We start from the raw sequence: 24091 nt of genomic DNA, 5'->3' as shown, positions 1-24091 counted from the left end.
CAGATTGAACTCACGGAAGGAACACACATGACTGCGGACAAGCCGCGCCACCGGCGCCCCGACCTGACCTTTCATCCCGATATCTTCGCTGCGCCCGCGCAATTCAGAGTGGTGACAGCCGCGCCACACGACGATGCGGACCAGGCCGCGGACACAACGCAAGGGAAGGAGGGCTCCGGCGCCGACGCTCATACCGGACGACGAGATGGCAAGGGGCTGTGAGCAGAAAGAAAAGTCGGAGGCCACCTACAAGATGGTGTGCCTCCGACTCACCCGGTGCATTCTCAGTACCCATACCCTATTTGATCTTTCGCATCCGGTCCAATTCTCCACGCGCTGTCGGCCGATGTGGATGCCGGACTGGGTTGGCGCGGTTGTGAGTTCGGTCGAGTTGTACAGGTCCCTCTCTACTGTCGGTGATCGCACGACACCCTCGCGGTCATCGAGACAGTACTTCCGCCCTTGGCCGCCACATCCTCGGCAAAGGAGACATCATGGATTTCGCATCGATCATCGTCGGCGTCGCAGTGGCCGGCGCATCAGCCGCCCAGGGCGGCGGAGTGGACCCCGCGATCACCGACAGCGTCACGGCGGTCGCACAGGACCAGGCGCCAGCTCTCGTCCAGTATGTCCCGGACCCGCAGCCCTACCTCGACGACGCAGTCGATGCAGTACAGCAGGCGCAGGAGCAGCTGCCCGCCGAGTGGCATGCCGAGATCGAAAACGCCATTCCACCGGAAGTCCAGGATGCCGCTGCAGGGGCCAGGGAGCAGCTCCCGCCCGAGGCGCAGGGCCTGATTCCCGAGGTGGTCCTGCCCGCCCCAAGTCCAGGACCCGGGCCCGCCGGCGGTGTCGCCAACCCCGCAGGACCCGCAGCTCAGGCATCGTCATCGGCTCCGCAGCAGGAGACGAATCCGTTAGTTCTGCCTCCTGTCGTCAGCGGGGCATCCACCACTGCGGCCGGCATCCCCTCCCTGACAGGAATGCTCGCCCCGACCGCAGTCCGCGATCTGACCTTCGATCCCCGCTTTCCCCGCAATCTCGAGTTCGCGCGTGCGGTCATCGAAGAGGCGATACGTGCGATCGGATTGCCCTACCAATGGGGCGGAGGCCTTCTCACCGGACCGTCGATGGGCGACGGCACCGGAGGAGCTACCGCCGGTTACGACTGCTCGGGGCTTACGCGTTTCGCCTACTACATCGGCACCGGAGGCACGAAGGTTTTGCCCCGCACCTCACAGGAACAGTTCCGGGCAGGCCAGCAGATCAGCATGGACCAAGCCCAGCCCGGTGACCTGCTGTTCGGGAACTGGCAGGCAGACGGAGCCAACCACGTCGCGATCTACCTCGGCGGTGAAAAAATGATCGAGGCACCGCAGACCGGCCAGCGCATCCAGATCAGCGCCGTCCGCCCGGACATGATCCCTGCCCGCTTCCTGTGACCCCAACCGGGCCAACGGGGACGGTACCCCGCGCTGATCCCGAAGCGGAACAATACGATCGCCACCATAAACCCAGACCGGCAACAAGTCGTGTCGCGACGTGCGGCACGACCGCAGAGACGAAGGAGACAGTGCCACATGACCATTACGCCAGCAGCCCACAAGAAGGCGATCGAGACCGCACGAAAGAATGCGGAAGCACTGGCGCAGAAAGCAATCGAAACACGAGTCGCGCTTGTCGGAGCCATCGGTGAAGCAGTAGAAGAGCTTGCCGCACTCGATTCCGCACGCGAGGCAGCAGTAGAGGCAATCAGGACGGCCCACGAGAACGCGATCGACGGCGGATGGACAGCCAAAGAGCTCGCGGCCATGGGGTACACCGCCCCGAAGAAGCGGAAGAACACCTCCGGTAAGCCTGCGCGTGGTGGCGCCAGCAAGGACGCGACTGAGACAACCGACGTCGCAGATGCTGCTGCACCGCAGGAAGGCGATCAGCCGCCCAGCACCGACGGGCAGGTCTCCAGCGAGCGCGAACCTGAGCATTCCTACAGCTAGGAAGCAGTCCGGTGGTGTGGCGCCCCAGCCCTTTCGGGCGCCGTCCTCCGATCCTGGTCGGAAAGAACGGCGCCCGAGCGCTACCAGGAACTTTCCCGGGCAGGAACAGGTGTCGAAGTCAGTACCACATGTCGGAGGGTGCCGTCACGATGATCACGAGAAGGAGGTGGCATGACCAGTACACAGACGTCTCCGCAGCAGTGGGCACGGGGCATGCTCGTCCCCGGCCGCGCCGCGGTTCTGGACGTTGAATCGACCAATTTGGACGGCAGCATCATCGAAATCTGCGTTTTGGACGCCGCGACCGGGGATCCACTGCTCGATACCCTGGTCGATCCGGGCGAGGTTGCGATCCACCCGGACGCGTATGCCGTGCATGGAATTGCCCCGGCCGATCTGATCGGCGCACCCGGCTGGTCTACGGTTCACCAGGCTTTGATTGCGGTGACCGCTGGGCGAGTGACGCTCAGCTACCACAGTGAGTTCGACAAGGGCCGCGTTCTCCATGATTGTGCTCGGCACGGTCTCGACCCTGCGCACCTCGCCGACCCCGAGATGTGGGGATGCATCATGCGGATGCGATCGCAGGCCGAGGGCACCGAGAAGAGCATTCGGCTCGATGGCGGACACCGAGCCCGCAGCGACGCCGCGGCCGCCCGCACCGTCTTGCTCGGCATCGCGGAGGGCACCTCGGCGCCATCCACGACCGTGTACCCCGCCACTACCTCCCATCGGCCGGCGTAGTCCACCGTGCCGCACGTTCGAGGCGGTTCCGGTAGCAGTCCCCTTGTGGGTCTGCTCTCTCGGCTGGTGCCTTGCTGGGTTCCTGGTTGTGATTTACCCTGGGATCTGGAGGTGGTTCGTGATGACCGCAGCACATCCCCGGCCGGATCTGGAGGCGTATAACCAGGCCGCCCGTATGTCCCAGCCCGAGCTGGTCACCGCGTTGCGGGAGCTGCTGGGCGCGAAGCTGGTCGCCTATCTGGGGCGCGTCAAGGAGACCCGTGCAGTGCGCCAGTGGGCGGAGGGCACACGGACGATCGGTAGCGACTCGGATGTGGAACGGCTGCGGATCGCGTACCGGGCGGCACGGCTGATCACCGCCCGCGACACCCCAGCGGTGGCGCAGGCCTGGTTTCAGGGTTTGAATCCGATACTCGACGACCGCGCACCCGCCTTGTTGCTGCGCGAGGGGGAACTCGCCGATGTCGGCCCGCAGGTCCTCGCCGCGGCCCGGCAGTTCGCCGCGGTCGGATGACCCAGGGCGATTATGCCCTCGTCGCCACGGCGCAAGGGTCGATGTGGTGCGCCCGCCGATATGGGTGCGAGGTCTTTCGGGTGGGGTTCGCGCCGTCGCCGTGGGAATGGACACCGTGGGTGTACGCCACTGACGGCCGGTTCACCGGCCGGTGGGACGACCCGGACGGTGTGTGGCGCACCCTCTATGTCGGTGCCAGTCGATTGGCCTGCTACCTCGAGGTCCTCGCCTACGCCCGGCCGAGCGCGCAGGTGATCGCCGATCTGGACGAGATCGTCGTCGACGACGAGGATGCAGCCGCGTTCCCCACTGTCGAACCCGGCCGGGTGCCGCGGTCGTGGTGCGTGCCTCGCCTGGCCGCCCACGGCGCGCTGACGGGGTGGTTCGCGGTCCCCGGGCATCCGGAGACGCTGGCCACGCTGCGTGTCGGGTTTCGGTCGGCCGCGATCCGGCACGGACTCGATGATCTCGACGGCGCCGCGATTCGGGACGGCCGCCCGCGGGCGTTGACACAGGCAATCTCCAAGTGGATCAACACCCTTGGCGGTCCGGACGGATATCCGATTACCGGTGTCGAGTTCGACTCGCGCCACGGTGACGGGCTGCGGCTGTGGGCAGTCTACGAGCGACCGGGTGACCCGGTGGTCAGCCCCCACGTCACCGCACTGGATCAGATGCCGGTGGCACCCGACGACAGTGACCTTATCCGGGCGATGCGGCTGCTCGGACTCGAATGGGACGACACGTGAGTCCAGCCCCTACGTGATCACGAGATTCTCGCAAACTTCACGGCGGAACCACAGTCGCGGCACTGGTTGGGTGGGTGTGGTCACCTGAGTAGGCCCCCGTTCGGCCACTGATCGTCACGAATCCCCGGCCCCGGCTGAGGTGGCCGGTGGTCCTGGACAGGTGGTGGTGCCGGGTGGGCGGCCGAGGTCCACAAACGACGCGCCACCGCGCTGACTCTCTTGGGCCCGGTACCGTGATACTCGCTCGCCCTCAGACGAATTCGCGGACCCGGGGGAGGACTTGGGCGAGTTCTTCGAAGAGCTCCGGCCATCCGCGGCGTAGGCGGGTGATGCGACCGTGTTCGAGGAAGGCGCCGTCGAGCATGTGGGAGACCCGTAGGTGCCCCTCGGGGGTGCCGAGTTGGCGGAGTTTGTCGTAGACGGGGTTCACCGGTAGCTGGTGTGTGGCGATGTATGCCCAGATCTCGTCGGTGTCCCAGTCCCAGACGGGCCCGAAGACACGGGTTCCGTCGGCTCGGTCGATGACGCCACCGTGGTGTCGGCGTTGCTCGGTGGTGTTGGTGCAGCAGCCGTCGCAGTCGCGTGTGACGTGGCTGCTGAGTGCGTTGTAGTAGAGCGACCAGCGTCCGGTCCCTTTCGGGGATTCGTCGGCGCGTACGCCCCAGATTTCTCCCGGCCCGTGTGCCGCGTGCGCCGCGCGGGAGGGTGCACCGATGAGGATCTCGCGCAGCTTCTGGCTCATGGCCCGGGTGGGCTGTTGGTGGTCCCATTCGCCGGACTGGGCGAGGACGGTCAGCAGTGGTGGGTCGGCTCGGTGGGGTTCGAGGTTCAGGTTCCAGGTGTCGGCGAGTGCGGTGATGTAGGTGTAGGTCTCGGGGTACTCGAGGCCGGAGTCGAAGAACACGACGGGAATGTTCGGTTCGACCTGCCGGGTGAGGTGGAGTGCGACGAGTGAGTCCTTGCCGCCGGAGAAGGCGAGGTACCCGTCGTGGTCGTCGAGGTGCCCGGCGATGCGCCCGGTGAGGGCCCTGAGGTCGCGGCGGGGCCGGCGCAGTGCCCGGAGAATGTTCAGGTCCAGGCCGTCGGGTTCGGGCTTGCCCGCCACACGCCCTCCTCACGTTGTCCGGTCGGTATCGAGATCTCGCAGCTTCTGTCACACAGTGTCCGCCCGGTGGATCTTCCTCCAGTCGTAGGGGCGGTTTCTTATCGCCTGGGCATGTGAGGAGTGTGGTGTGGGGAAACTGTGCGAGGTGGCCGGCCGGCTGGACGTCGTCGCCGCGGCGTTCGCGTCGACGAAGACACGCGAGGTAATCGAGCTGGCGAGGATGGGTCGGTGTGCGAGATGCGCAGCGTCCCCGGTTCGGGTGGAGGCGGTGACCAAGGTGGTCTCCCGAACGTTCACGGGTTTCGATTCGTGGAAAGCACCCGCGGAGGGTGGGCTGTGCACGTCGTGCGCCTGGGCCTACCAGTACCCGGATCTACGCAGGAGCATGCATGTGGTCACCACACGACCAGCAATGAGGGCAGTGACCGCGGCGGATCTCGAACGGATTTTGTCGCGGCCACTCGAGCCGGACACCGCCGTGGTGGTGCCCTTGCGGCCCGGTCGAAAGCACATCCTGCCGCACTCGCGGTGGGGTGGGATTGCTGTGGAGTTTACCGACCGCAGATATATCCGTACACGCCGTTCGTCCTGCGCGACTTTCGGGATGTCCCGTGGTTGTTTACCGACCAGGGTTCGGGATGTTCGTCATGTTCAGACAGAGACTCGAAGGGCGTGTGGCGATGCGAGTGGTGGTAGGGGACCTCCGGGTTCAGCGGATCGACCGGCGAAATGGGAGGCGGTCGTGGACGATCGTCTGGCCGGAGGGAACGGAGCATCGCGAGGCGGACCGGTTCCTGCGCGAGCACGACGGGTCGGGCACCCAACGGACCTATTCCTACTTGTTGGTGGATCACCTGCGCTGGCTCGAGCGCGAGTGCCTGGCGTTGGACAGAGTGGTGCTGCGGGATCTCGAGCGGTACATGGGCATCGTCGGCGCCGAGGTGGCGATGCCGTTGGGCGAGCCGTGGCGGGTCGGGAAACGCCCGTACGGGCATGCGGCGCTGTCGACCACGGCAGCCTGTCTGAAGGGCTTCTATCTGCATCAGGCGGCGCTCGGGGTGAACGCCGAGCTCGGTCGGAGACTGGATAGAAGTCGGCTGCCGACGCGGGCGGATCGACGCCGCACATTCTTGGGGCACACGACGACGTCGATACCGGCAAATCCGCTCGCGCCGACGGGACCTCGCCGCCGACATCCGAAGATGCTGCCCGACGGCGCACGGGAGAAACTGCTCGAGACGGTGAACTCGGCCCGCGACCGCATGGTGGTGACCTGGTTGGCCGACGGCGGGCTGCGGATCGGCGAGTTGTGCGGGCTGCACCTGGTCGACCTGCACCTGCGGGAGAACGCGGCCTGCGGCCAGTGCCGTTCCCCGCATCTGCACGTTTGTTACCGCCCCGGCAACCCGAATCGGGCCGAGGCCAAGACCAAGCATCCCTGGCGCCTCGAGAACGGCACGGTGACCGGCGGGCTGATCAAGCGGGTCAGCCCCGCCATGATCCACTCCTACTTCGACTACATCACCACCGAATATCCGCGTGGACGAACCGATCACGGAATGCTGCTGGTTCAGCTGCACGGCAGGGCCGTCGGGCGGCCGTGGGCTCCGGTCGCCGCCCGGCGGGTGCTGCGCCGGGCCGGAGACCGCGCCGGCCTGGGACCGGTGAAACCCCATGCGTTTCGGCATTCGTTCACCTCGGCCGTGCTCGACGCCTCCGGCGGCAACCTGTTGATCGCCCGTGACGCAGGCGGCTGGGCCTCGGCGACGATGGTCGACGAGGTTTACGGGCACGTCGATGTCCACGACCCGGCCTTTGACGCGGCGTTGCGGCGGGTGTGGGGAGAAGGGCGATGACGGCCGGGAGAACCCGTGCCGGATCGCCGCACTCGTGTCGGGATCGTCCGGACCGGGGCGGCCGCGACCGGCTCGAGATTCTCACGGCGCTGATCGGCGGCCCCGACTTCGACCCGATCTTCCGGTTGGACGTGATCCGGATTCCGCAGCAACACCCTGTCTACCGGTGGGAGTGCGTTGTCGAGCGGTGCGAGCGGACCCGCGCCAACTCCACGGACTTTTGCACGGAACATCTCTTGTTGCGAGCGAAGGACCGAGAACGTGGCGGCGGTAAGGCCGCGTTCCTCACCGCCGCAGAGGGATTGGAGCGATACGTGCGGATCGAGGAGCTGATTTGCCGGGTGTGCCCAGACCGGCCCGCCGCGCAGTCCGACCTGCTGCTGTGCCAGCGACACATGAGTCGGTGGCGCGAGCACCGGAAGTCCGCCGGTGAGTCCGACGACTTCGACGGATGGCTCTCCGGGCAGCGGCCGCTGCCGGGCTACGGATCCTGCCTGGTGGCGGTGTGTGTGAACCTCGCCGAGTCGCCGCTGGGGTTGTGTCTCTGGCACAGTCGGCGGTACCAGCGTGAGCACCGACCCGGCGCGGCGGTGTTGCCGCCGACGTGGTGGCACCGCTACGAGCGGTACGGCCGGCCGGTCCCGGTCGGATACGACGACGAGGAGGCGTTCGGTCGCTGGTGCGCCACCGTGCGCGCATCCCCGTGGCCGGGACAGATCAACCTGCTCGGGTTGCGGCCACTGGTGCGGGCCGAAATTCAATGGGGCCTGTTCATCCACACGCAGCGAGTCCGACCCAGCCGGTGGGAACTGGGCTGGCTTCGCTCACTAGTGGCGACGTGCCGAACCCTCGAAGTGGAGTCGTTGATCGGGTTCGAGATCGGCGCCGGTGGATCGGTGGAGTTTCCCGGCTCCATGGTCAAGGAGATCCTGCACGAGCTTCGGATGGTCTACTTCACCCCTGCCCAGGCGAAAGAGGCCGGATTCCTCGAGACCGAGCACTTCGGGGTGCGGTTCAAGCGGCGGGCCAGTCACATCGACCTCACCGGCATCGGCCCAACTTGGTTGCGGGATCTGGTCTGGGACTACCTCGCCGACCTGCTGCAATCGCCGCGCTGCCCACGTTCCGGCCACGTTCACGATGGGCTGCTCAGGGCAGCAATGGAACTGGGCACATTCCTGCAACACGATGCCCCCGACGGCGGGAACGATCCCACCCTGTTGCAGGGCGATCACATGCGTCGATTCGTCACCGACCAACGCCGCCGTGAACGCGACGGGTCGCCGTCGCTGGCCATCAAGCGACCTGACGGGACTGCCAGCGTCGTCACCACTACGACACGGTCGACGGTATTCAATGCGCTACGCAAGATGCTGCGCGCCGCGATGGACAGCGGTGCCGCCGACCGGATCGGTCTGGGGCGGGAGTTCATCGTCGCACTTCCTACGGCCGGGGCATCAACGGGCCGGACCGCGCGGCGACCATTTCCCGACGAGGTCGCTCGCGCGCTCGCCGATCCGGAGAATCTGCGGCGACTCGACGAGGTCCACGATCCGCTGGACCGCGGGCTGCGTGATATGTGGGAAACGACCGTCACCACCGGTCGTCGCATTGGAGAGGTGCTGCAGCTCCGTTGGGACTGTCTGGGCCGCTACGGCGGCCTACCGATGTTCTGGCACGACCAGACCAAGGTCGGCAACTATGACGTCGCGATCCGGATCCCCGAGCGTCTCCACGAGGTGCTGGCTGAACGCCAACGCAAGACCCTGGATCGATTCGTCGCCGAGCACGGGCGCCGACCCACCGACACCGAACGCGGTCGCCTGGCGCTGTTCCCGACGCCGCAGCGCAACCCCGAAGGCACCGTCGCGTTGACCCATTCCTTTTTTCACAGAAACTTCAGCGCGTGGGTCGATTCGCTCGAAATCGGCCGATGGGTGCCCCACCAGGCCCGCCATACGCTGGCCACGAATTTGCTGCGCGCCGGCGCAAGCTTGACTCACATCCGCACCTATCTGGGCCAGGTCAGCGATCGGATGGCCGAACACTATGTGCACCTGTCGCATTCGGATCTCGAGGACGTACTGCAACAGGTCTGGGTCGCCGGTCCCGGCGCCGCCCACCCCGGCGAACTCCTCGCCGGCGACACCGCACCGATGACCCGCACGCAGGCCCAGACGCTGGCGATCGACCTGTCCCGGCGCAGCACCCCTGCCGAAGGCGGCTTCTGCACCTTCCAACCCGTCGTCGACGGCGGTGCCTGTCCCTGGGCGCTGAACTGCCACGGCTGCGACAAGTTCGTCCTGTCCGGAGCGGACTTGCTGTATTGGCGACGCAAACGCGAGCAATGGCGACAACTCGCCGAGGGTGCACCCGACGACGCCACCGCCGACTACCTGCACCAGCACTTCGAGCCCACCGCCCGCGCCATCGACGGACTCGAGAAGGCCCTGGCCGGGCTTGGCCTGCTCGACCAGGCGCTCGCGCTGGACCTTCGCAAACCCCAGGACTACTTTCACCGGGTCTGGTCAACCGCCTTCCGTGCCACCGACCTCACCGATGCCATAACAGCAGCACCCGACGAGACCGACGAGACCGACGGAGAAGCCAGCGCATGAGCAGTAGCCAAAACCCACCCCAAACCCGCACCGCCGCCGCGCTGGTCTCCCGGCGCCGCGACGCTCAGGCCGCGGTCGACCGCGTTCATGAGGCCATTGCCCGACTGCACCGAGAACCGGCCCCGGTCACCGTCGCCGCCGTCGCCCGCCGCGCAGGTGTCTCTCGGACGTTTCTCTACACCAACCCTGCGGCCAGAACGGCAGTAGAAACCGCGAAAGCCGACACCGGCCAACAGTCCCGCCACCCGGCTGTCCACCAGCACGACCAGCACGAGGCGACCTGGCGAGAGCGCGCTCTCAACGCCGAAAACGGGCTCAAGACCGCGAACGCCGAAATCCTGGCCCAACGCAACCGCATCGGCGAACTCCTCGGCCGAATCCGCGACATGGAAGCCGAATGGAGCGAGGAAGCCATCCACCGCATCACTACCGAGAACACCACACTCAAACAGCGGGTCCGCCAACTCACCACCGACAACCGCAACCTCGATGAGCGGTTGACTGCTGCCCGTTCCAACCTGCGGTTCCAAGATCGGCGTATCGCCGACCTCGAGACCCGCCTGGCAGATCCGACCACCATCCAGCGATCACCGATCTAGCTCCAGCACAATCTGATTCAACTCCACGGGACGTTGTCGACCGAACGGCGCCCGGATACCTGGGGACGGTGGACGCACCGCTGGGCTGAGCTCGAACGAGAAAGTGGTCCGACACGCCAGCATCAACAACCCGTGACATCATCGCGCACATGTACGCTTCGAATACGCGCAGGCCAGAAGCAAAATGCGGTGTCCGCGGTCGGTAAAGTCGACGACACGTGCCTGCCGTGGACTGCGCGTGATGTCGCGGCGGTGACAGCGATGCGCCGACTGCGGGCGCTGGGGTTCGGTGCCCGGATGCTCGCCGAGCCTGCGGCCCCGTATCCGGTGCTCGCGAGGATCGCTCCCAGGCGGTGGCCGGCGGTCTTCGCGGACTGGGATCGTCTCGCCCCGTACCGCCAGATCGGGCAGTGGTGGGAGCTCGCGCTGCGAGCCACCGTGTCGGCGAGCGCGAAGGGAACGAAATGACCAGCCCGACCGATCGATGGCTCGCGGCCGCACCTGCGGGGCTGCCGCCGCTCGAGGGTCCGGCGTCGACAGCAGAACGCCTGCTGTTGTTGTTGCACTACGGGATCGACTGGGATTCGGGATGGGTCGGCCGGCGACGGGAAACGTACTGGACCCAGCACCTGCCGAACCGTGTTCGGGTCGCCACCTATATCGGTGGCGGCGATCTCGACCGGTGGTGGTCGGTGGTCTCACGGTCCCTCGAATCGGAACCGACGAACACCGACCAGCGGCTGGAACTGGCGACCCTGTTGCGTGAGGAGTCCGAGCCGGTGCTGACGTTGCTGCGTGAGCGTCCCACGTCGTACGTGTTGCGCACACGGATCGTCGCCGAAGCCGTGGCCGCCGCTCGCTCTTCGGGAAGGAAAAATCGATGAGGTCGACGGTGCGTTGGGATGTCGAGCTGACCGCGCTGTCCTCGATCTCCCAGAAGGGGGAGGACTCCGGAACGACGACGACACTGTTCCGCCGGGAGCCGGTGATCCAGCCGGACGGGAAGCCGGTGCTGGTGCCGATCGTGTCAGGGAACTCCCTGCGCGGCGGGTTACGCAGGATCGCCGAGGAGCTGTTCCGCGATGTCATCGGCTACGAACAGCAGATCCCACTCTCGGCCGCGCACGCGCTACGCAACGGTGGCTCTCTGACGAAGGTCACCGGCGAGGGTCTGACCGGCCGCCGGCGGCAGCGACTGCGGGAGCTGGTTCCCCCGATCGGGGTGTTCGGCGGCAACGGCGGAGGTCAGCCACCGATCGACGGCTGCTTGAAGGTGGGCAAGGTCATCCCGCGGGTGCGTGAGACGGAGACGATCATGACCCGGGCGTATGACGGCCGGCTGATGAGTCAGTTCGAGTTGGTTTCCCTGGAGAGCTACAGCCGATTCGACGACACCGACACCCGGGCGTTCCCCGGATCCTCCGCGGTGGTGGTCGGAGCCGGTAAAGATGCCGGCTCGTCGATGCTGATGCGATTCGAGATCGAAACACTCCCTGCGGGAACCCGTTTCGAAACCTTCTTGCGGCTGGACCGGGCCACCTCACTCGAAATCTCGTTCTTCACCGATGTGTGGGGCAGATTCGCGCGTGACGGATTCCTCGGAGGGCGCAGCGCGATTGGTCACGGGCGGGTCCGCGCCGAATCGGATCGGGTGGTGTTGGCCGGCCCGGACCCGCAGTCAGTGGACTGGCGCGTCGAGCTCGCACCACTGCGCGATGAGGTCATCGAAGCACTGTGCTGGCTGACATGACGGGCACCGAGGAGATGGCACCGTTCGTTGTCCGGGCGCACTTATCGTCGGGACTGGCGCATGCGACGCCGTGGGGAATCAGTCTCGACGGGATCCTCGCCGCCGAACTGTGGGCCGATCACAAGGCCGCGGCACTCGACCGAGGCGAGGATGTTCCGGCGCTGACACCCGAGTGCGCCCCGCCCGACCTCGAGCTACCACTGGCGCGATGCGAGCTCGCCGGCGAGGACTGGCATTGGTGTGCGACGTGCTCGTTCCCCGAGGACCCGGCCGGTGATCCGGTGGTGCGGCACTGGGCGTCGCGGGCCGATCACCGCGGGCTCGAGCAACTCAGTCACACCCTGCCGGCGGTGATCTCTGATCGGCAGGGCCGCTACCGGGCCCGCTACATGCCCCTGATGATCACCAGCACTCGCACGGTCACGTGGCGCGGAGTCGGAGATCTCGACGCCGTCGCCACGATCCTGGGTGGCCTGGATGTCATCGGTAAGAAGCGGGCCCATGGTGAGGGCCGGGTCTTGCGGTGGGAGTTCGAACACTGTCCCGCCGCCGACCGGTGGGCGTCGGCGCACCTGCATAGCGACGGCACTCTCGGGCGCACCACACCACCGGCCTGTGTACCCGAGCTCGAACCGGAATCCGCTGGGTTCGGGTTGGCCGGTCTGCGGCCGCCGTACATGCATCCGACCCGAATGAGGCAACTCCATCTACCTCGATGAGTGTTGTGCGCGTACCGGTTCGGTGCATGTTCTCCGCGCGATGTCACTCAACTCATCCATTTCGGATCTTCCTCCTCATGACGGGATAAGGCCGCTGAGAGAGGACACGAATGGCCGTGACGGAGGACATCGATCACGGCGTGACGGCCGTGATGCGAAGTCGAGTCGCGCTGTCCAGGTCAGCGGATACCGTCCGCCCCACCGAGACACCATCTGCGGGAAAAGGGAGATGAGCGAGATGACCGATACCGACACACGGCCCAGGATGGCCTTGGTCGCTCCCCAGTGGCGAGACTTCGCGCTGTGCCGGGTGACCGATCCGGAAGCGTTCTTCCCGGAGACGGGGGAGAACGGCCGCCCGGCGAAGCGGGTGTGCTCTAGATGCGAAGTTCGTGACGCCTGCCTCGCCGAGGCGCTCGCCCATGATGAGCGGTTCGGGATCTGGGGTGGGCTGACCGCGGCCGAGCGCCGCAAGCATTACCCGAAGCGACACCGGTGATCGCCATGGCCGTGGACTTCGCACACACCAGTCACGCCGAAGGACGGCGCCGCACCAAAGCGATCCACCTCGCCCGGTACCTCTGGGATCGGGGCCTTGCCCCGGCCGACCTGCTGTCACTTCGGGCTGAACAGCTTCGTCGACTTGCGCGGACGGTGGGCGTTCATCCGCCGCGCTCGGCGGAAACCTGTTATGTCACAGCCAGGTTGCTGGAGCGGAAGACGCGGTGGGCGCAGGCGCATCCGGACCACCCCGCTGCTGCTCACGCCCGCTTGGACGAGCGGGAATTGTGGATCCCGTCAGCGCAGCCGGATCCAGAGGCCGGTGGGGACCTGTTGTAATGGAGAACCGGCGAACGGGGGAAGCGATGAAGGTGTGCCCCTTTACGCCAAGAAGCAGGAACAGGAGATGAAATGTCGGAGCTGTCGTGGATCACTGCCCAAGAGTTGTACGACCAGGGATATACGGTCAATGGAGCGCGTCAGCTCTTCGGGGAGCCAAGGACAAGCCCTGATGGGGCCGTCGGCTGGGAAGTGGATTGGATCGACCGCGTCGAGGAAAGAGCGCTTATCCCTGTGCTGCCCTTCCTTATCGAACGTCTGCGCGGACATTCTGAGGTGGGAGAGGCTGCTGGCGAGCTGGTCAGGCTCTACGCGGAACTCAATCGTCGAGCTGGAATTGTCGGTGCACCCGATCCGCTCCATCACCATGAAATCTCCGAAGAGGAGCTGGTAGAGCTGGGAAACGACCGTGATGCCCTGAATGCGATCTACGGGTCGCCGCACCGTTGGACGCAAGAGCCTGTGGTCGAGGGCAATCCGGTTCCGTTCACGTCGCAGGCACCAAGCCGGTTCGGAGATGGGGCGCGGTTGGTAGGAAGCCGGACGCTTCGGTGGTGGCTCAAGAGTGCAGTAAGCGAAGTAACGAACAAGCAGACCGGGAAAGCCTGAATCATGAAAGGTGCTGGGGCAGAGGAAATGTGATGATCAGCGGTGTTATCACGGAGTCGATGCTTGTGGACTGCGCGAGAATCCTGGCCGGCAGCAGCTGGCTCCTCCGCGACGGTGTCCGGTGCCGCCTCGGGGCGGGACGGTCGAACCCGTGGTGTGGGGTGTCGCCGCGGGTGGGGCGATGGTAGCCATCGTCGTCTGCGCCGCCCTTACCGGCAAACGCTCGGATTCACCTGCGATGAACACCTTCCACCTGGTGCTGTGTGAGCAGGGTGGTCGGGAATTTCGACTCAGCTATCAACCAATTGTGCGCCATCACATGCTGGCGCCGCAGAAGCCGGAATTTCGCCGGTGTGGCGGTCGCATGACTGCTTAGAGCAAGGTGACCTTGTCGGCCGTCTTGATTGGTGCGCCTTCCGGTCCGGCGATATAGGTCGAGATCCAGATCGGATGGTGACGTTGTTCGCTGGGATACCACTGCCTCTTCCAGTGACCTCGGACTGTCCAACGATGCGAGTATGTGCGCGTTGCTGCCTCATTGGTGGGTCGCGCTGAGGATCGGGACCGGTAGGACAGATACGTGATCTGTGAGGGCTTCTTACGTCGGCGAGTTGTCGCGGACTTCCCGGCCGACACTGCCGTGGACTCGACCTGTGTTGTCTTCTGGCGGAGCATGTGGGTGAAGGAGATGAAGACCTCGAGAATCTCGGCGGATGTCCATCCGCGGTAGATCGTGAGGAATTCTTGCGGGAAATCCGAATCCATAGCGGCAGGCACGAAGCCGCCGATCGAGTGCAGGCTCGGCGGAGTGTCGCTTTCGGGAGGGCTGAGTTCGGCTTCCGCGGTCGGGAGCGGCAGGTAGACGTGGTTGACGTATCGGTAGACCAAGCCCTCGCGTAGCTCGCCTTGGTCGCCGATGAACTCCTCCATTCCGGCTGCCGATACGAGCTGAACTGACAGAAGGGTGTCGTACAGGATTTGCCATAGTAAGAAGAGTCCGCCGTCGGTTTGGGCGAGGTAGGCAACTCCGGAGGGTGCTGGCAGGTCTGCGGGAGTCACGCTCACCTCGGCAGATGTCTCACTGCCGGCGAGGATGAGGGCTGTCATTTCCTCGGAGGCGTAGTACGCGTGCCGATCGACTGTAGCTCCGCTTGTGCACCGATACGCGCAGTACATCCCGAGCATCACACGCTCTTCAATGGCGCCAATGGCGGACTCCTTCGGCCCGAAGCAGAAGTAGTGCGGGGCGTTGGCCAGCAGCGATTCCGCGGATTGCCCGTGGAATTCACAGAACCACGCGAGTGTGGTGCCAATCGTTCGCGAGGCGCGGAACCGTTCGAGATCGGGCACCAACCAGGCATACGGCTCGAGGTGTTTGAGGACGGGTGTGGCAGCTTCGTCCAGTGCGTCCAGTAGTAGCGGCATCTGCGCCGGTTTCAAGTCGGCCAACGCCATCTGTGCCCGCCGACGGGTCGGCAGGCCATGCCGGAACTGCTCACCCGTTACGAACGGTCGATTCCACTCCTGCTTGGTCTTGCGGCTGTCCTGCTTGGTCCTGCGGCTCTTCGCATTACCCATCGTTCCCCCTCATGTGTGTCACTGTACGAATCGAATGCCGGTGTGATGTTCAGACACGCATTGTGTGTTGGATCACTGGGCGGTACCCATTGGTCTCGCGTGCGGGCCTGAGTGTTGAACTCCCCGTCGCCGTGGAGATTCGGTGACTGGCCGTCCAACGAGCCGTGATCGGCGGATCAGCAGTCTGGCGGTGGGCCGCCGTCGTCGCCAATTTCGCGAGGCGAGGGCGGCTGGGCCGGCGTTCTGCCGGAACCACACTTGTAGGCATGAAGGGTGGCGTCGGTGGGAGAGCTTTGTCAGATTGCCTTGTTCCCCAGTGAAGCCTCGTCCCGCGTCCCCGGCACAGGGTGCGCCGGGGACGCGGGACGAGCGCAGAACCTCCTGTTTGTGCAGGTCAAATCGTATAATCGAGGAGTCTAATTCGGTAGCGAGACTGACCAACTCGCTCGACTCTGGAGGATTTTCTGTGGCTGATTTGGCGACTGCTGTGACGGTGTTGGATGCGAATGGGCGGGCTGGTGTTCCGTCGTTGTTGATTTCGGGTCCGGGTATGGGTAAGTCGAGTCTGGTGCGGGGGTTGGCGGCGGCGGATGGGGTGTTGTGCGAGACGGTGCTGGGGTCGTTGCGTGAACCGGCCGACTTCGCTGGCCTGCCGGTGGTGCGTGAGCACGGGGTGACGTTGGAGGCTCCGGACTGGGCGAAGCGCATTTCCGCCGAGGGTGGCGGTTATCTGTTTTTGGACGAGTTGACGACGAGTCCGCCTGCGGTGCAGGCGGCGATGCTCGCGGTCGCGTTGGACCTGAAGGTCGGTGATCTGCAATTGCCGAAGGGAACGCGGGTGATTGCGGGTGCGAATCCTCCCGATTGTGCTGCCGGTGGGTATGAACTGGAAGCGCCGTTGGCGAATCGGTTCTGTCATGTGGAGTTCACTCCGTCTGTGGACGAGTGGTTGGACGGTATGGCGACGGGGTGGGCCACGCCGCCCGCCTCGCGTGCGGTGGCGACGGACGAACAGCGGGTGGCGCTGGTGCGTAGTTCGATCACTGGATATGTCCAGCGCAACCCGGAAGCGTTGGACGCGTTCCCGTCGTCGGTGGCGCAGACCGGGGGAGCGTGGCCGTCGCGGCGCACGTGGGCGATGTTGGCGGCGGTGTTGCCGCATCTGCGTGACGACGACAACGCGGCGATTAATGCGGCGGTGTTCGGGCTGATCGGTGAGGGGGCCGGTGTCGAGTTCTTGGAATGGCGCAGGAACGCCGATCTGCCCGACCCGGTGGCGGTGATCGAGAATCCGGAAACGGCGTTCGACTGGCAGTCTCGTCCGGACCTGGTGTGGGCGGTGTTGTCGGGTGTGACGGCGTGGGCTGCGGGGCGGGGCACCGTCGAGGCGTGGCGCAGCGCGTGGGGTCCGCTGATCGCGGCGGCGGAAGCGGGTGCCCCGGATGTGGCGGGCGCTGCGGCGCGGACGTTGGCGAAAGCACGGCCCGCGAAGGCGGCTGTTCCGGCTGCGGCGCGGCGGTTTGCCCCGATGTTGGTGGCTGCGGGTCTGGTCGGTGAGGCGGCGTGAGCGCGGTGCGGGTACTCGAACCGGACGAGTTGAGCGCGTTTCGCCTGGCCCGGTTGGTTTCTGCCGAACAGATGCCGTACTTCATGCGGGCGTTGTTCGCGGCTAGGCCTGTGGCTGCGCCGGGGCTGGGCACATTCGCGGTGGATGCGCAGTGGCGGTTGTATCTCGATCCGGCGTTGTTGGTCGGTGCGAACGCGTGGCCGGTCCCGGTGGCGGGTGCGGTCCTGTTGCACGAGGTTGGGCACTTGTTGCGGGCACATGCCGCGCGCGCGGAGTTCTTGCCGAAGCCGGTCGCGCCCTTGGCGTGGAACTACGCCGCCGATGCGGAAATCAACGATGACCTTCTCGCGGCCGGTGTCGGGCTGCCGGAGGGGGTGATTACCCCGGAGTCGTTCGGGTGCGCATCGGGAGGCATCGCGGAGGACTACTACATGAGTCTGGTAGATCCGTCTGCCCCTCCGACTGCGAGCGAACCCGCAGACGGCGATGGTGATCCGGGGTGCGGGTCCGGTGCGGGGTGCCCTGCTGTGCCCGGCGAGTTGGGTGCGGCCGGGAATGAGGTCACCGAGGGTCTCGACGGCGCGGAGGCCGACCTGGTGCGGCGGTATGTCGCGCAGGCCGTTCGTGAGTCTTCGGGAAAGGGGCGGGGGAGCGCCCCGGCCGGGTTGGTGCGGTGGGCCGGTGAGGTACTGGCACCGCCGACGGTGGCATGGGATCGGTTGTTGCGTGCGGTGATCCGGCGCGTCTTGGCGGATCAGGCGGGGCGGACGAACTACACGTATTCGCGACCCTCGCGGCGCGGGATCCCGGGCATCATCGCCCCGGCGATGCGCGGCCCGTCGATCACGGTCTCGATTGTGGTCGACACGTCGGGATCGATGTCGGCAGATGATCTGGATGCGGCGATGAGTGAGGTTGCCGGGGTGCTGCGGGCTGGCGGTGTGGCACGTGATCGGGTGCGGATTCTGGCCTGTGACGCGTCGAGCACAACGGCGCAGCCGGTGCGGTCCATAGCGGACGTGAAACTGATCGGCGGCGGCGGCACCGACATGCGGGTGGGTATCGACGCGGCGAATGCTGCGCGTCCGGCACCGCATGTGGTGATCGTCCTGACGGACGGGGATACGCCGTGGCCGGATCGCCCGTCGCGGTCGCATCTGGTGTGCGCGGTGATCGGCAGTGACACGGCTGCGGGGCGTACACCGTCGTGGGCGTCGACGGTGTACGTGCCGGTCGGTGCGGGAGTTCGCGCATGAGCGCGGCAGGAAGCGGCGACCTGATCCGCTACGCCGACCGGGTGTTGGCCGGTACCGGGATCGCCGCCCACCAGGTCGCGGCGGTAGTGGCGGGTACGGCGACAGATGCGGCGGCGGAGGCATTGCGCGCCGGTTGGCACTGCGCCGCGAATCCGGTGCAGGGGAGCGGCGAGGGGCGGGGTGCGGCATGAGTGTGGAATGGTTCGACCTCGCTCAGCGGCTCTATGCCGCCGAAACCCGGTCGCCGGTCGCTCGGCTCACGCACACCACGTTCAACCCGTCTGCGGCGGCGCTGGCGGTGCGTGCGGTGGCACGCGGCGGCGGCGTGTCGGTGTCGGTGTCCGGGGTGGGTGGTGGTGAGGAACGCGCCCGCGACGTCGATGCCCTGGGGCTGCTCGCGGTGCACGGCGGCACCATGGTGGGGCGCACTGATCCGGCCCCGTTGCTCACCGACGACACCGGCACCCTGCGTGCGCTGCTGACCTTGGCGCGGGCGCACGCTCACCACCCGGACCCGCAGGTGGCCGGTGCGGCGGCGATGGTGGCGTGGTGGGCGGATCGGGCGGACCATCCCGGCACCTCGGCGGTGGTGAATCTGGTGGCCGCGTCGTCGGCGCGGTACGTCCTCGGCGCCACCCCGGAGGCCGAACGGTCAGCGACCACGTGGCGGCAGTGGTTCGGCATCTCGGATGACAGCGTTAACGGCTTGCATGAGTGGGCCGCGCGGATCGGCGGCGGACCGCTGCTGCCACTCCTGGAGCCGATTCACGAGGACGACCGTTATTCGTGGGATCGTGCGTTGTCGGCGGCGACAGCCGGGTATGACTGGTCGCGCCCGGACAACACCGCCAGCGCCGCCATGGGACTGCGCACCCGATGCGATGCCGCCGACTTGAAAGCTGCTGCTCTGCTCGATGATCCGCTCTGGCGGCAACGTGCAGTCCATACCGGGCACGTGGCGGTGGGGGTGGCATCGGTGGCCCCGCCGCCGAAAGGATCGCGTCGGCGCAACGCATCGCTGTCGGTGACCTGTGAGCGGCTCGATTCACGGTTGCGCGTCGGCTCCGAGGTCACCGGCTGGATGGGCACCCCGGCGGACAAGCCGTTCGAGCGGTTCTATGTCGAGGTCACCTCGGCGCACGTCGTGGACGGAAAGTTGGTCCTCGGTCTCGGTTCGGTCGGCGCACACGCCCCCGCACCCGGTGCGCGGGTGTGCTTGATGCCGCAGCCGCCGTCCCCGCAGACGATGCGCGCGGGTCGGGGCCGATACTGGCGGCTCTACCGTGTCCGCCGTTCCTGGCTCTCCACCGGCCAAACACCGGTCGCTTCACGGCGTGAGGTCCCCCTCGACGTGCTGATCGCGGGAGCAGAGGACTAGCCCCGGCAGCCTGCACCGACACCCGAAAACCGTCTGCCTCACAACACCTTTCGTGAAAGGTTCCATCGTCATGCGCATCCTCGCCCCCCGAACCGATATCCCCAACCCGGCACCCTCGAGCGCACCGGCACCCAGGCCGAGCGCGCCGTCGCTCACGGCGTGGCCGGGATCGCAGATCATGTCCGATCCGATCACCGCTCGTGTGCTGTTCTCGGTGTGGTCAGGTGATCCCGCCGTTGTCGTCCCGTCGCCGCCGGGTGCGGGTAAGACCCGACTGGTCGCCCTTCTCGCGGCAGCATTGGCGCACCGTGCGGATCTGCGTGTCGGCATCGCGGCCCAGACCCGCGAACAGGCAGTGGAGATCGCGCGGCGCTTCGGCACCCTCACCGATCGCGCCGCACTGATGTGGAAAGCGAAACCGCCGAAACCCGACAGCGGGCAGACGCCAGCGGTCTCGGGGCAGAAGGTGCGGTGGCCCGGTCAGGTGGGCGCGATCCTGATCGGCACGACCGCCCGATGGCTGTTCTCGGACCCCGACCGGGTCGGCGCCGACGTGCTGATCGTCGACGAATCGTGGCAATGCACCTACGCCGATCTGGGCGCACTCGGCGCCATGGCCAGGCAGGTGGTCTGTGTGGGCGATCCCGGCCAGATCGACCCGGTGGTGACCGGCGACGTGTCTCGCTGGGACGGCAGCGATACCGCCCCGAACCTGCCGGGACCGATCGCGCTGCAAGCCGCACACGGCGACGCGGTGGGCGTGGTCCGGCTGCGCCACACCTGGCGACTCGGACCGGACACCACCGCCCTGATTCAACCGTTGTTCTACCCCGACCTGCCGTTCACCTCCCGCCGACCACCGGAGCACCTGACCAACGCTGGCGGAGTCGTGCTGCCCGAGCTGACGCACCGTTCCGTCACGGTTTCCGGTGGCCCGTCCGATCCGGCGCTGGTGACCGCGTGCGCACAGCGGGCGCAGGAGCTGGCGGGCGCGGAGCTGGTCACCGCCGAGGACCAGCGACCTATGAGCGCCGCCGATATCGCGGTGGTGGTTCCCCACGTGACGCAGGCGGCGGCGATCCGCGCCCTCCTGTCTGATCACCCGGACGTGCTGGTCGGCACCGCGAACTCTCTGCAAGGGCTCGAGCGTGCCGCTGTGGTGGTGTTGCATCCGCTGGCCGGATACCGCACCGCCGAGCCATTCAGCCTCGATCCGGGCCGCGCCTGCGTGATGCTCTCCCGCCACCGCGCCCACATGAGCGTCGTCATCGATGACGCGAGCGCCGATGTACTCGCCTACACCGAACCCTCGACCGCGCACGCCGCCAGTACCACCCTGTTGGCCGCGCTGCACCGCACTCCCGCTGTGTAGCAACCCACCACAATGAAAGGGGATTTGGGCAATGTCCGATGAAATCATGACCGAGTTCCGCGCAGAACGGCTGCCGGACATCGACTCGCCAGCTCAGCTGGCGACCGCATCCGCGAGGAAGACCCGACCGAACTTCACCGACGACTACGACGAGGGTTCTCAGGTCCACGACAACGGCGTCCGCGCGCTGCGGGCAGGCGATGGACTGATCTGTTATGCCCGCACATGCAATACCGATCAGGAGGAGACCATGACGGTCTTCGGTGACTTCCTCGTGATCTGCACCATCTGGCCGATGCGATGGGCGTCGACTGGGACGAAGCGCAGCGAAGGGGAGCAGTCCACTACACCGCCGAACTGTACGGCGCTGACTAATAGAACTGGCGGCTGGACGGTCCCAAGGACCCGTTCGGCCGGCAGTCCCCGGCACCGGGTGCGCCGGGGGCCGGCACTTCCCCATGCGGTCATCACACGTATCCCTGACCAGCCGATATATGCGTGACGGCGTGCGTGAAAGGCTGCGGTTAGATTTGCGTGACGCTCAGCGTGTTGAGTTACGTGAAGCTGTGCGTGGCGACGAGCGTGTCACAGTGCGTGCACACAGACGAGCACAGTTGCGTGTGATTCAACGACTACTTCTCCGGCTGGGTGCCGAAGGCCTACGCGGCCGACGTAGGGTCGGTCAGTAGCCGTCCCGGAGTGCAGCAGACCAGTTCTGATTCATTCCGTGCACATCGAATCCGTCCACACCGACGGGACTCTGACAGTCCTTCACCTCGCCGAGCACCGGAGCATGTGCGGGATGCTGGTCCGGACGCTGTGCCCTTCACCTCGTCGTGGGCGTGGCCGTCTGGGATAGGCGCTACCGCCCTGTCCACCTCATGGCGCAAGCGTCGAAATGTCTTAAGGGACAGTTGGTGATGGGGGGCTATCGCATCGGGTGTGCTGATAGTCGTGGTCCCCGTGGGCGCGGCCCGGGGGACACCCCGAGGACTGCGAGGGGGCGCCGCTCGTCGTCCGGCAGTGCGTTGGCTCGCCACTTTTTCACTGCCCGGTAGAGCCACTGGCCCACCTGCTCACCGTCTGCGGTGACGTAGTTTGCGGGGACGAGTGCGTCGCCGTGTTCTTCGCGGTAGGCGGCGATTTCGGTGAGCATCCGTCGCCGCCTACCGTCGGCCGGTGGCACGGCAGGGAGCGGCGCGCTGTCCTCGGTCCACACGAAGCCGATCGCATCGAGTTGCGTAATGCGTTGCGGCGGCGGAGTGCCGAGCATGCGGGCCACTCGGTGGCGGTCCTGCCAGCGTCCCAGTCGGAAGCCGCATTCGGTGACGTAGTCAACGGGCATCAGGATTGCGGGGTGACGGCGGCGAAAGTCGGCGTAGAGCTGCAGAGGTGAGGCCGCGGACCGGTGTGCCCGCATCGAAATCACATCCTTAGGAAAGCCGTCACGTACTGCCCGGATAGTCATTAACTCGAGTATGTCAACCTCTTTGACGATCTGCCACGGAAGTCGACGCGTGTTGGAGTGCTCCTGGTGCACAGTTCGTGACAACTGGTGGAACCCACCAGCAATCGACAGCGCGAAGGACTACTCCGACCTCGCGCACCGGTCGGCCGGGGATCTGTGGGTACCCCCGGTGCAGGGAAGCGCCCTCCCCGCGCTGGCGTTGGTCTGGCCACTCCAGCCTCTGCCCGCGGCAAGGTCGGTGAGTGTCGATGCGGGGCATGTCGTAGTCATGGTTTCTTGCCTGAATGTGCGGACCGATCACAGGTTCCAGAGTCGGAGCAGGGCGGCCCGCAGGCTGGTGGAGACGATGCGGGTGGTCGGCGCGCAGCCGGGGATCCGGGTGCCCGAGGTCCGCGAGCAGTACTTCCGCGTCGGTCACCGCGGTCGGTTCCAGGTCGACTCGGGTACGCCGTCGGTACGCGATTGCTTTGCGGGGGTGGGGGATTGCGATGGGGTCGGAGTCCACGACCGCGGGCGGGCAGAGCCATTCGTTGTCGGCGGTGACCTGGAGCCGGACATCGCCCCGCTGGAGCCGGCCGCGGCCGCCGGGGGTGTCGATGCGGAACCCTTCGAGCTGGTACTTCGCCGCCGGCCCCGCGGACGTACGGCGGCGGCCGCTGTGGGCGGCCCGCTCGTGTTGTTCCGCGGCGCCGGGTAGGTAGTTGGTGATGTGCCACAGGAACATTCGAGTGACCGGGATGGGGAAGAAATCGGGTTCGGCACCGTTGCGGGCGCCGATCCCGGGTAGGGGTGCGGCCCGGCAGATCTGCCAGATCGCGGTGGCGTTGTCGAGGAACACTCGGTCGACCTCGGTGATCTCGTCGGTACCGTCGATGAATGTCCGGACGGCGGCCACGACCTCGGGATCATCGGTGATGATCCCGGGATCCGAGGTCGTGGAGCTGTGGGAGGCGTTGGCGGAGCCGATGACCGCCCACCTACCGGTGACGATCACGCCTGTATGCAGGCTCGGCGACGACAAGACCCTCACCCCGGCGGCCACGTCGTGCGCAAGCGCGGCCGGGGAGCGGCGTAGGTCGGGATCTCGGAATTCGCTCGATCAGTGACATCCAGCGTGTGGGACTGGGCTGGAGAGGATGCCCTTCGATGCCGGCGTTCGAGCTCCTACACGTTCGAAGTGGCCAGTTGTCCTGTGCCAACGAATCGTCCTTGAAGCCGGCGCCTGGACCTGGGGTGAGGAATATTGAGTGGCGAACTGGTCTAGGTCGACGCTGCTGTTGGACCGGGGATCCAGAGGATTTCGCCATTGGATCTTGCTTGAACTGGCGTTCTCAGCGCTCAGTTACTCGGGCATCCTGATTGAACGCAGTGA

Annotated in this window: 26 protein-coding genes and 1 pseudogene; 23 read left to right on the top strand and 4 right to left on the bottom strand. The window is 66.3% G+C overall.

What is annotated here, in order from left to right; all coding sequences use genetic code 11:
- Positions 1-27: 27 nt before the first annotated feature.
- The 6 genes from GFS60_RS31035 to GFS60_RS31010 all read left to right on the top strand — a co-directional run bounded on the left by GFS60_RS31035 (position 28) and on the right by GFS60_RS31010 (position 4004).
- Positions 28-222, top strand: coding sequence for a hypothetical protein (locus GFS60_RS31035; RefSeq protein ID WP_159927985.1), 195 nt, complete (start codon positions 28-30; stop codon positions 220-222).
- Between the two features lie 272 nt (positions 223-494).
- Complete coding sequence (locus tag GFS60_RS31030) at positions 495-1442, top strand: C40 family peptidase (RefSeq protein WP_159927983.1); 948 nt, start codon at positions 495-497, stop codon at positions 1440-1442.
- Between the two features lie 138 nt (positions 1443-1580).
- Complete coding sequence (locus GFS60_RS31025) at positions 1581-1997, top strand: hypothetical protein (RefSeq protein ID WP_159927981.1); 417 nt, start codon at positions 1581-1583, stop codon at positions 1995-1997.
- A 171-nt stretch (positions 1998-2168) separates the two neighbouring features.
- Positions 2169-2741, top strand: a complete 573-nt coding sequence (locus GFS60_RS31020) for a 3'-5' exonuclease (RefSeq protein WP_159927979.1) — start codon at positions 2169-2171, stop codon at positions 2739-2741.
- 121 nt (positions 2742-2862) lie between these two features.
- Entirely contained in the window at positions 2863-3255 is a 393-nt protein-coding gene (locus GFS60_RS31015; protein WP_007299950.1) for a hypothetical protein, read from the top strand.
- Positions 3252-4004, top strand: coding sequence for an RES domain-containing protein (locus GFS60_RS31010; RefSeq protein WP_159927977.1), 753 nt, complete (start codon positions 3252-3254; stop codon positions 4002-4004). Before GFS60_RS31015 ends, GFS60_RS31010 begins: the two co-directional genes overlap by 4 nt.
- Positions 4005-4254: 250 nt before the next feature.
- On the opposite strand, the gene GFS60_RS31005 is transcribed toward GFS60_RS31010, so the two are convergent.
- Complete coding sequence (locus GFS60_RS31005) at positions 4255-5109, bottom strand: phosphoadenosine phosphosulfate reductase domain-containing protein (protein WP_159927975.1); 855 nt, start codon at positions 5107-5109, stop codon at positions 4255-4257.
- Between the two features lie 647 nt (positions 5110-5756).
- Between GFS60_RS31005 and GFS60_RS30995 the strand changes: the two genes are divergently transcribed.
- The 11 genes from GFS60_RS30995 to GFS60_RS30945 all read left to right on the top strand — a co-directional run bounded on the left by GFS60_RS30995 (position 5757) and on the right by GFS60_RS30945 (position 14476).
- On the top strand, positions 5757-6965 hold the full coding sequence (locus tag GFS60_RS30995; RefSeq protein ID WP_201453678.1) for a tyrosine-type recombinase/integrase: 1209 nt from the start codon (positions 5757-5759) through the stop codon (positions 6963-6965).
- A complete protein-coding gene (locus GFS60_RS30990) occupies positions 6962-9583 on the top strand; it encodes a tyrosine-type recombinase/integrase (RefSeq protein ID WP_236603571.1) in 2622 nt (873 codons plus the stop codon). The genes GFS60_RS30995 and GFS60_RS30990 overlap by 4 nt, the downstream gene beginning before the upstream one ends.
- A complete protein-coding gene (locus GFS60_RS30985; RefSeq protein ID WP_159927971.1) occupies positions 9580-10182 on the top strand; it encodes a DUF6262 family protein in 603 nt (200 codons plus the stop codon). Before GFS60_RS30990 ends, GFS60_RS30985 begins: the two co-directional genes overlap by 4 nt.
- 189 nt (positions 10183-10371) lie before the next feature.
- Positions 10372-10650, top strand: coding sequence for a hypothetical protein (locus tag GFS60_RS30980; RefSeq protein WP_236603570.1), 279 nt, complete (start codon positions 10372-10374; stop codon positions 10648-10650).
- Entirely contained in the window at positions 10647-11066 is a 420-nt protein-coding gene (locus GFS60_RS30975; protein WP_159927969.1) for a hypothetical protein, read from the top strand. Before GFS60_RS30980 ends, GFS60_RS30975 begins: the two co-directional genes overlap by 4 nt.
- Positions 11063-11932, top strand: a complete 870-nt coding sequence (locus GFS60_RS30970; RefSeq protein WP_159927967.1) for a hypothetical protein — start codon at positions 11063-11065, stop codon at positions 11930-11932. The genes GFS60_RS30975 and GFS60_RS30970 overlap by 4 nt, the downstream gene beginning before the upstream one ends.
- Positions 11929-12651, top strand: a complete 723-nt coding sequence (locus GFS60_RS30965; RefSeq protein WP_159927966.1) for a hypothetical protein — start codon at positions 11929-11931, stop codon at positions 12649-12651. The genes GFS60_RS30970 and GFS60_RS30965 overlap by 4 nt, the downstream gene beginning before the upstream one ends.
- Before the next feature lie 229 nt (positions 12652-12880).
- Positions 12881-13150, top strand: coding sequence for a WhiB family transcriptional regulator (locus GFS60_RS30960; RefSeq protein ID WP_159927964.1), 270 nt, complete (start codon positions 12881-12883; stop codon positions 13148-13150).
- Positions 13151-13155: 5 nt separating this feature from the next.
- Positions 13156-13491, top strand: a complete 336-nt coding sequence (locus GFS60_RS30955; RefSeq protein WP_159927962.1) for a hypothetical protein — start codon at positions 13156-13158, stop codon at positions 13489-13491.
- A 72-nt stretch (positions 13492-13563) separates the two neighbouring features.
- A complete protein-coding gene (locus GFS60_RS30950; protein WP_159927960.1) occupies positions 13564-14100 on the top strand; it encodes a hypothetical protein in 537 nt (178 codons plus the stop codon).
- A gap of 181 nt (positions 14101-14281) precedes the next feature.
- On the top strand, positions 14282-14476 hold the full coding sequence (locus GFS60_RS30945; protein WP_159927958.1) for a hypothetical protein: 195 nt from the start codon (positions 14282-14284) through the stop codon (positions 14474-14476).
- Here the strand turns inward: GFS60_RS30945 and GFS60_RS30940 are convergent.
- Complete coding sequence (locus tag GFS60_RS30940) at positions 14473-15678, bottom strand: hypothetical protein (protein ID WP_159927956.1); 1206 nt, start codon at positions 15676-15678, stop codon at positions 14473-14475. The two genes, GFS60_RS30945 and GFS60_RS30940, sit on opposite strands and share 4 nt — an antisense overlap.
- Positions 15679-16144: 466 nt before the next feature.
- Here GFS60_RS30940 and GFS60_RS30935 point away from each other — a divergent pair, with 466 nt between their 5' ends.
- The 6 genes from GFS60_RS30935 (at position 16145) to GFS60_RS30910 (ending at position 21753) form a co-directional block, all read left to right on the top strand.
- Entirely contained in the window at positions 16145-17245 is a 1101-nt protein-coding gene (locus GFS60_RS30935; protein WP_159927954.1) for an ATP-binding protein, read from the top strand.
- Complete coding sequence (locus tag GFS60_RS30930) at positions 17242-18501, top strand: vWA domain-containing protein (RefSeq protein ID WP_159927952.1); 1260 nt, start codon at positions 17242-17244, stop codon at positions 18499-18501. The genes GFS60_RS30935 and GFS60_RS30930 overlap by 4 nt, the downstream gene beginning before the upstream one ends.
- On the top strand, positions 18498-18692 hold the full coding sequence (locus GFS60_RS30925) for a hypothetical protein (protein ID WP_159927950.1): 195 nt from the start codon (positions 18498-18500) through the stop codon (positions 18690-18692). The genes GFS60_RS30930 and GFS60_RS30925 overlap by 4 nt, the downstream gene beginning before the upstream one ends.
- Positions 18689-19879 carry a hypothetical protein gene (locus GFS60_RS30920; protein WP_159927948.1) on the top strand — a complete coding sequence of 397 codons (1191 nt, stop codon included), beginning with the start codon at positions 18689-18691 and terminating at the stop codon, positions 19877-19879. The genes GFS60_RS30925 and GFS60_RS30920 overlap by 4 nt, the downstream gene beginning before the upstream one ends.
- Before the next feature lie 70 nt (positions 19880-19949).
- A complete protein-coding gene (locus tag GFS60_RS30915) occupies positions 19950-21251 on the top strand; it encodes an AAA family ATPase (protein ID WP_159927946.1) in 1302 nt (433 codons plus the stop codon).
- 31 nt (positions 21252-21282) lie between these two features.
- A complete protein-coding gene (locus GFS60_RS30910; RefSeq protein ID WP_236603569.1) occupies positions 21283-21753 on the top strand; it encodes a hypothetical protein in 471 nt (156 codons plus the stop codon).
- Positions 21754-22179: 426 nt separating this feature from the next.
- Here GFS60_RS30910 and GFS60_RS30905 read toward each other — a convergent pair whose 3' ends face one another.
- Both GFS60_RS30905 and GFS60_RS30900 read right to left on the bottom strand, forming a co-directional pair.
- On the bottom strand, positions 22180-22671 hold the full coding sequence (locus tag GFS60_RS30905; RefSeq protein ID WP_159927944.1) for a helicase associated domain-containing protein: 492 nt from the start codon (positions 22669-22671) through the stop codon (positions 22180-22182).
- A 345-nt stretch (positions 22672-23016) separates the two neighbouring features.
- A pseudogene (locus GFS60_RS30900) lies at positions 23017-23785 on the bottom strand (phosphatidylserine/phosphatidylglycerophosphate/cardiolipin synthase family protein); the annotation flags it as partial.
- Between the last annotated feature and the right edge of the window lie 306 nt (positions 23786-24091).

This window comes from Rhodococcus sp. WAY2 (genome assembly GCF_009859915.1).
Classification (GTDB): domain Bacteria; phylum Actinomycetota; class Actinomycetes; order Mycobacteriales; family Mycobacteriaceae; genus Rhodococcus_F; species Rhodococcus_F oxybenzonivorans.
The sequence above is the reverse complement of the archived record's forward strand: the minus strand, read 5'-3'. Positions and strand labels throughout refer to the sequence as shown.